This is a genomic window from Rickettsia asembonensis, from assembly GCF_000828125.2.
In the GTDB taxonomy this organism is placed as follows: Bacteria; Pseudomonadota; Alphaproteobacteria; order Rickettsiales; family Rickettsiaceae; genus Rickettsia; species Rickettsia asembonensis.
In genome coordinates, this window is sequence record NZ_JWSW01000052.1 from 1 (window position 1) to 7,369 (window position 7,369).

The following is a 7,369-nucleotide window of genomic DNA, read 5'->3' on the forward strand; positions in this document are numbered from 1 at the left end:
AATTTGACACAAATCATATGGCAGTAGGCATTAAAGACAAAGACGACAAGCTTATAATTTATGCCGATAAAATGCCTACATTTAATAGAACTTATTGGGCTAATTGGTTCGGACAAAAAGATAGTATGGTGTTACCTTTAAAAGATAATATTTTCATAACTAATCACGGACAGAAAATTGTCATTAATAACAATAATCATTGTGAAAAAGCTGAAATTCACATCAACCTTAACTATAAAGTTAAATGCCACGGGAGCTTAATAACGATCAATCACAATTTTTTAAGAAAAAGTCCAGTTATACTTATCTTTTGCAATAAAAAGGAATGTACGGTAAAATCTACTCGATGTAATCCTGGCAAAGTCTTGTTGCGTGGATCAATTTCACCTCTGTCATCCCGTGGCTTGACCACGGGATCCAGTTAAAAATACTAAAATATTAGTATTTTTTGTTGTTTTTATGGACCCGGGGTGACACATTGGATTTTATCGGTCCACGCAACAATGCCCCGCGGGAATGACATAAAGGAACGAGTGGATGACCCTAGGGTCTTTTTAAAAACTACCAGATACTATAGATATAATCAAATAATGCAAGTTATACATAAAACTTTAAAAATTCCTTCAAAAGGATATAAGAAAATCCTAGGTCTTTTAAATGAAAAAGGTCAAGCAAGACTTATCGGCGGCTGCGTACGAGATGCACTGCTCGGCAAAGATAGCTATGATATAGATATAGCTACTGATTTGATACCGGATGAAGTAATAAATATTTTATCGAAAGCTAAAATAAAAACCATCCCGACCGGCTTAAAATTCGGTACGATTACAGCTATTTTAAACGAGGAAAAATTTGAGATTACAACTCTCAGAAAAGATATCGAATGTAACGGCAGACATGCCAAAGTAATATTCACAAACGATTTTGCCGAAGATGCCGCAAGACGAGATTTTACTATTAATACTTTAAGCTATTGTCCCTTTAAGAACGAGATATATGATTATTTTGAAGGATTTAAGGATTTGCAGCAGGAAAAGGTTGTATTTATAGGGGAAGCTCTAGATAGAATTAAAGAAGATTACTTACGAATCCTACGCTTTTTTCGATTTTCTAGCTATTATGCGAATCAACTTGATGATGGCAGCTTCAAAGCATGTAAAGCTTTAAAAGACGGCTTAAAAACTTTATCACGAGAGCGAATTAAAAGCGAAATGGATAAAATTATCGTTTCAAAAAGAGCAGCACAAATTTTAGAAGCTATATTTGAAATAGGAATATTAGAACTAATATTCTCTATCCAAAATTATGAAATAAAATTTTTTGAGCAATCTAAAGAATTAGAATTAACAACTAATTATGCTTTATTACTATATAATTTAAAAAATATAAATTCAAAGCTTCTTCTCGATTGGAAATTCTCAAGACAGGAAGCAATGCAAATATTATCTATAACGAACTTTCTGAATGATTCTGAAGCTAACATAAAAAAAAATTGGTTTGAAAAAAAGAACTACAAGGAATATTTATTAGCAGCCTGTATAATCGGTAAACTAGACCATTCACAAGTAAAAGAATTTATCCATAAATATGATGTATTATTACGTCCGAAATTCCAAGTAAACGGTAATGATTTATTAAATATGAATATAGAAAAAAAAGAGATAGGAGCAAAACTAGAATATCTAAAAAATTTTTGGATAGAGCAGGATTTCAAGCCTAGTAAATTGGAGTTGTTGGAAAAGTTATGAGAACGAGTATATCAAGCCGTCATTGTGAGCGATTAAAATCATTGTTACGTGGATACCTAATCGTCATTGCGAGCGGTCGAAGACCGCACGGCAATCCAGAGAAAATAATAAAAAAATTCTGGTTTACAGAATTTTTTACTGGATTGCTTCGTCAATTACTTCGTAATTTTCCTCGCAATGACGGAAAGACCGGCTTGACATACCTAACTTTACTATTCCTTACATTCTTCAGCCTTACTAGCTACGCTAAGCCTAAGATAGTTGTAAGTATTACGCCAATTGCTAGTATTGTTTCGATACTTGTTAAGGATAAAGCGGATATCGAGAGCCTAGCTATTAGTAGCGACTGTCCTCATCATTATAATATAAAACCTAGTGATTTAGTAAAAGTCAAAAATGCCGATATAGCTATTTATATTAATGAACAGTTTGACGGCTTTGCCGAGAAATTAATTGATAATCATAGCAAAAATATTATCAAAATTAGCGATATTAAATCTTTAACCACTATAAAAGATAATTGGCATATTTGGCTTGATCTTGATAATGTAAGAATTTTACTACAGGGATTTGCACGAATATTTAGTAAAAATTTTCCTGAGATACAAGAAGACATTAATAATAACCTTTCAGCGGCACTTAAAGAATTAAACAATCTACAAGAAATTAAAAATAACGAGCTTAGGGCAATAAAAGACGTAATTTTATTAAGTGACAGTAGCGAGTATTTTTTTGTTAATACTAATATTAAAACTGCAAAATTATATAGCGAAAGTCAAAAAAGCTTACGATATATACGCAAGCTAGAAGATTTAATTAAAGAGTCTAATAACAAATGTCTTATTTTAAGTAACGAACAAAATTCACGATTATACGGCAAATTAAATGCTAAAGTAATAATATTAAATAGTGAAAACTGGAATGTTCCGAATATTCATTCAAACACTTTTCAGAACCAATATTTACAAATGATTAATCAAGTTAAAAAATGCATACGCTAAATAATGAAGAAGAGACAAAAAAACTTGTAAAGCTTTTAGCACAAAGCTTAAAACCAAATGATATAGTTTTACTTAACGGTGACCTAGGATCCGGTAAAACATTTTTTTGTCGTGAAATTATTAAATATTTTTGCGGTGAAAATACGAGTATTATAAGCCCGACCTTTAACTTACTACAAACATATCAAGTTCCTAATTTCACCATAGTCAATTCAGACTCGTTTGATAACAGGCGTGAGGAGCGAAGCCTATATACTAATAGGCGAGACGACGAGCAACGAAGCAGCAAACGTGGATCAATTGACTATATCTATCATTATGACCTGTATCGTCTAAAATCACCTGAAGAAATTTACGAACTTGGATTTGAAGAAGCATTAAACGGTAATTTGGTTTTAATAGAATGGTCTGAAATTATTAAGCATTTACTTACCCCGCCTTTAATCGAGGTAAATCTAGAAGTATTAGACGAAAATAAACGTTTATGCAGTATTATAGCAAATTCGTCAGAATCTTCTCTTATTGATTTTTTACAAGATTCTCCACTATTCGGTACAAAACTTGATATTCAAAGAGATAAAACTTCTACTAGAAAAATTGAATTATAAATTTGCCGGTAAAAACGCTTTTTCAATAGGAAGTAACTTTAATTCCGGTAACATCGGCATAATTAAATCTATTCCGGCTTTTTCGTTACTATTACCGTGTACTAATATAAAAGAGCCGTCTTGAACTTTTTCGCCTTTAGCAAGCCATGCATTGCTGCCAAGCGGAATAAATCCCAAATCTTTTAGTTTCTCTATTAATGTTTGATCAGAAACTAATCCTGGGAAACGAAAGAAAGGCGACGGAGCAATATTATAACTTACTAATATTTTCCCTGCTTCTAATACTTCATTTTCAAAGTCCTGTTTATTGGAAAGAAGGAAATTATCTTCAAGAGGTTTATCTTTAAAGTAAGGATGGCTAAATGAATGATTAACCCATGTTATTTGTAAATAACCGTTTTCTTGTTGCTTTAATAACCATAAGAACTCTTCTGTATGCTTATTAATCCATAAGCCTGAAACACATATAGCAATCGGAATAGGTTTATTTAGTTTGCTCGATAATTCTACGAGCTTTTTAAAAAAATCTTCTTCAAAGCTTTTGGAAGAAGGACACATATCAATTGTCAAGAACTGCCCTTTTACTTTATACATGCTACTCATAGCACCATAATTTTGCAGTATATAAGGTGCAGAGTTATATTTATTTAAAGCTTTAATATACGGAGTTTTATTTAATTTTTTTAGAAGATTTTCTTTTTCTGTTTTATTCGTAGGTAAAATTACCGATTCTTGTAGGGCTAACTCAGTTTTAAAAGAATTCGGTTCTACTAAAACGAAATATGATTTTTCATTATTTAAATAAGAACGAATAGCAATTTTTATTTTTTTATTCTCAGCAATTACAGGCAAAAATACCGGTTTATAATCAGTTATAATTGCTGCTTTTTCATCCGCATAACTTAAATTAAAAAACAATATTATAAAAATAAAACTTAAAATTCTTTTCATTTATTCGTCTCCATAACTATAGTACTGGACATTTTTAAAAAGTCCTCGCTGTCATCCCTGCGAGGGATTATTGCGTGGACCTGTAAAACCTACTCGATGTCATTCCCGCGTAGGCGGGAATCCACTTTGTCATACCATGACTTGATCGCGGTATCTAATTCATTATTTTTAGACCCCGTGGTCAAACCACGGGGTGACATCTTTTAATGGATTTCCGCTTCCGCAGGAATGACATAAGGCGAAAATTATCCGGTACTATGATCCATAACACTCGTATAAAACTCCGCAATTTTCTCTTTTACCTCTGCGGGGTCATTCATCAAATTAACGGCACCTCTAAACTCTGCTGAACTTGGTAAGCCGCTACTATACCAACCAATATGCTTACGTGCAATAGGTACGCCCACGGATTCGCCGTAATAATCAAGTATTGCCTCATAATGCTCGGTTACGATATCTAGCTGCTCTACTATAGAAGGAGCAGGTTTTTCTTCGCCGGTTTTAAGATAATGTGCAATTTGTGAAATAAGCCAAGGTTTGCCGTATGCTCCTCTACCGACCATAATACCGTCTGCACCGGATTTTTGTAGGGCTTCTTTTGCTTTAGCAAAATTAGTGATGTCACCGTTAGCAATAACCGGAATTTTTACGGCTTCTTTAACTGATCGTATAAAATCCCAATCGGCATTACCGGAATAAAACTGACATCTTGTTCTACCGTGAACGGTAACCATTTGAATCCCTGAATTTTCAGCAATTTTAGCCAAAGTCGGAGCGTTTTTCGTATTATCATCCCAGCCCATACGTATTTTAACCGTTATCGGAATCTTCACCGCTTTAACCGTCGCTTCAAAAATCTTAGCTGCCAGCTGTTCATCCCTCATTAGAGCCGAACCTGCATAACCTCCTACTACTTTTTTTGCCGGACAGCCAAAATTAAGATCGATAATCTTTGCTCCCATATCTTCGTTCATTTTAGCAGCTTCCGCTATTACATTCGGCTCACAGCCTGCTAGCTGCACGCATGCACTTGTCGGATCATCATGCACAATAGCACATTTTTGCATTGACTGCCTAGATTTCACAACCATTGCCCGACTTGCTATCATCTCAGAAACTACAAGCCCTGCACCGAATCTTTTTACCAATTTTCTAAATTCTAAGTCCGTAATATCAGACATTGGAGCAAGAATTACATTTGAAGAAAGTTCTATATCGCCGATTTTGATCATAAAAAACCGTTATAAAAATAAACGCTCATAATATCATAATTAAGTATTTTTGTCTAATATTACTAATTAAGAATAGACAAAAGCCGATTAATCTATTATAAGCTTATTGTTGTATTTCTATGCTACTCCTAATAAATGAAAAGTAGTATAGACGAAGATCAACTTCAAAAAGAGCAAGGAATCCACAAGGCGAGGAGCGGAACGTATACTTAAACGTTTAGCACCGCAGCTCTTGTAGGATGACGTAGACAATTTTTCAAATAAAACGAGTATATACTCGAATGATTTGGAGAATTAGAATGTAAAACGAGGAGCGAGCATGCACAGCCTATACTTGAGCATGCGAGTCCTCCGAAGTTTTGCAGAGACAATTCTTCAAAGCAGAAGAGTATAATGGCCACGTAGCTCAGTCGGTAGAGCAAAGGACTGAAAATCCTTGTGTCGTTGGTTCGATTCCGACCGTGGCCACCATTTCTTATTTAAACCCCACTTTTTTTATATCTTCGATTTAAATATCCATTGCATTCTTAAAACTACTTATTATGATATATTCATATTTTTGTTGATTTTTAACAAAATATTAAAAATTATAGAATTTAATAAGGATAAATTATGTTTACAAGTGTGAAAAAATTTTTTGGAATAGATAAAAAATCAGATGAGGTATTATATAATGAATTAATATCTGTGCTAAAAAAATTAACACATGCAATACAGGCAACAGATAAAGATAAAAAAGAAGTTGAAAAATTAATTGATAAAATAAAAAATAATAATTTATTTAATCAATCCGATGAGAATGGTAATACAGCCTTAATTTTAGCTGCCGATGCAGGTTTAGAAAAAGTTTGTTTAAAACTTATTCCCAAAATGACTCTTAAGGGTATTAATACGATCGAGAATATACGTGGTCAGCCGGCATTAGTAAAGGCTATATGGCGTGATTTAGATAATGTTTGTGTAGAACTTATTCCCTTAACGTCAAAGGACCATATTAACGCTATTGATAACTGCGGAAGGACATTATTAATGCTTGCAGCCAAAAAAGGCATGACAACAGTTTCTAAAATGTTTATTAATCTGATGCCGCCTGAGATGATTATTCATGTTGATAATGAGGGAAATACGGCTGCAAGCTATGCAAGTACCGACAAAGCATTTGCCGAGACAATGAATTTACTACAAGAAAAATTATTAAAAAATTTAGCTTCATTTCTAAATAAAGCTTTTTTAAATGAAGATGGTTTAGATAATTTTGTTAAAATTGCATGTATTACAAAATTTTATAAAAAATTAAAAGTAAAAGTGAATAAGGAACTATTAGAACCTTATTTACAAAAACAAAATAATAATCCTGAATCTACTTATAATAACGATGGATAATTTTATGAAATCATTCCCATTTGCCATTGCAGGAGTATGTAAAAAAATTCAACCGGATTCTAAAACTTCTTCTTTACATTTATCATGCTTACCAAATGAAGCAATATGTTGTATTATCTCTTACTTAGAAAATGAAAAATGGGGGGTAGATGTTAAGAGTTTAGGAGCAATTAATCAGTCGGCGAACTAATTTATTTTTGAAAAGTCTTAATTTCTCTCTGTTATCCCACGATTTATTCACGGGATCTAGGAAAAATAAAAGACTGGACTCCGTGGTCAAGCCATGGAGTAACATACCAATCCACGCAACAACACCTCGTGGGAATAACATCGAACGTGTTTTCAATTACTCCCAATTAATAAGTTTTTTAAAGTAATTAATTTTATATAACAAAAAGTAATTTTCGTTACTTTTTAAAGCTCGTATATTCAATACAAAATCACTC

8 protein-coding genes, 1 tRNA gene and 1 pseudogene are annotated in these 7,369 nt (G+C 32.9%); 7 read left to right on the forward strand and 3 right to left on the reverse strand.

Annotated features, from left to right (window positions below):
* The 4 genes and pseudogenes from SB78_RS11055 to tsaE form a co-directional block, all read left to right on the forward strand.
* Positions 1–425: pseudogene (locus SB78_RS11055) on the forward strand (hypothetical protein); the annotation flags it as partial.
* Between the two features lie 165 nt (positions 426–590).
* Entirely contained in the window at positions 591–1,748 is a 1,158-nt protein-coding gene (locus SB78_RS05275) for a CCA tRNA nucleotidyltransferase (RefSeq protein ID WP_041079129.1), read from the forward strand.
* A 194-nt stretch (positions 1,749–1,942) separates the two neighbouring features.
* Positions 1,943–2,749: a metal ABC transporter solute-binding protein, Zn/Mn family gene (locus SB78_RS05280; RefSeq protein WP_410524513.1), complete on the forward strand. Its 807-nt coding sequence runs from the start codon at positions 1,943–1,945 to the stop codon at positions 2,747–2,749.
* Complete coding sequence (gene tsaE, locus SB78_RS05285) at positions 2,737–3,357, forward strand: tRNA (adenosine(37)-N6)-threonylcarbamoyltransferase complex ATPase subunit type 1 TsaE (protein ID WP_041079122.1); 621 nt, start codon at positions 2,737–2,739, stop codon at positions 3,355–3,357. Before SB78_RS05280 ends, tsaE begins: the two co-directional genes overlap by 13 nt.
* Here tsaE and SB78_RS05290 read toward each other — a convergent pair.
* From SB78_RS05290 to dusB, 3 genes are all read right to left on the reverse strand, one after another.
* Entirely contained in the window at positions 3,352–4,308 is a 957-nt protein-coding gene (locus tag SB78_RS05290; protein WP_041079123.1) for a polysaccharide deacetylase family protein, read from the reverse strand. The two genes, tsaE and SB78_RS05290, sit on opposite strands and share 6 nt — an antisense overlap.
* 89 nt (positions 4,309–4,397) lie before the next feature.
* Positions 4,398–4,508 (reverse strand): palindromic element RPE4 domain-containing protein, encoded by a 111-nt coding sequence (locus SB78_RS11060; RefSeq protein ID WP_241773772.1) that lies wholly within the window; start codon positions 4,506–4,508, stop codon positions 4,398–4,400.
* Between the two features lie 45 nt (positions 4,509–4,553).
* Positions 4,554–5,540 (reverse strand): tRNA dihydrouridine synthase DusB, encoded by a 987-nt coding sequence (gene dusB, locus SB78_RS05295; protein ID WP_041079125.1) that lies wholly within the window; start codon positions 5,538–5,540, stop codon positions 4,554–4,556.
* 395 nt (positions 5,541–5,935) lie between these two features.
* Between dusB and SB78_RS05300 the strand changes: the two genes are divergently transcribed.
* From SB78_RS05300 to SB78_RS11070, 3 genes are all read left to right on the forward strand, one after another.
* Positions 5,936–6,011: transfer RNA gene (locus tag SB78_RS05300), tRNA-Phe, on the forward strand.
* Between the two features lie 141 nt (positions 6,012–6,152).
* Positions 6,153–6,923, forward strand: coding sequence for a hypothetical protein (locus tag SB78_RS11065; protein ID WP_241773773.1), 771 nt, complete (start codon positions 6,153–6,155; stop codon positions 6,921–6,923).
* A 4-nt stretch (positions 6,924–6,927) separates the two neighbouring features.
* Positions 6,928–7,113 carry a hypothetical protein gene (locus tag SB78_RS11070; protein WP_241773774.1) on the forward strand — a complete coding sequence of 62 codons (186 nt, stop codon included), beginning with the start codon at positions 6,928–6,930 and terminating at the stop codon, positions 7,111–7,113.
* Positions 7,114–7,369: the final 256 nt, after the last annotated feature.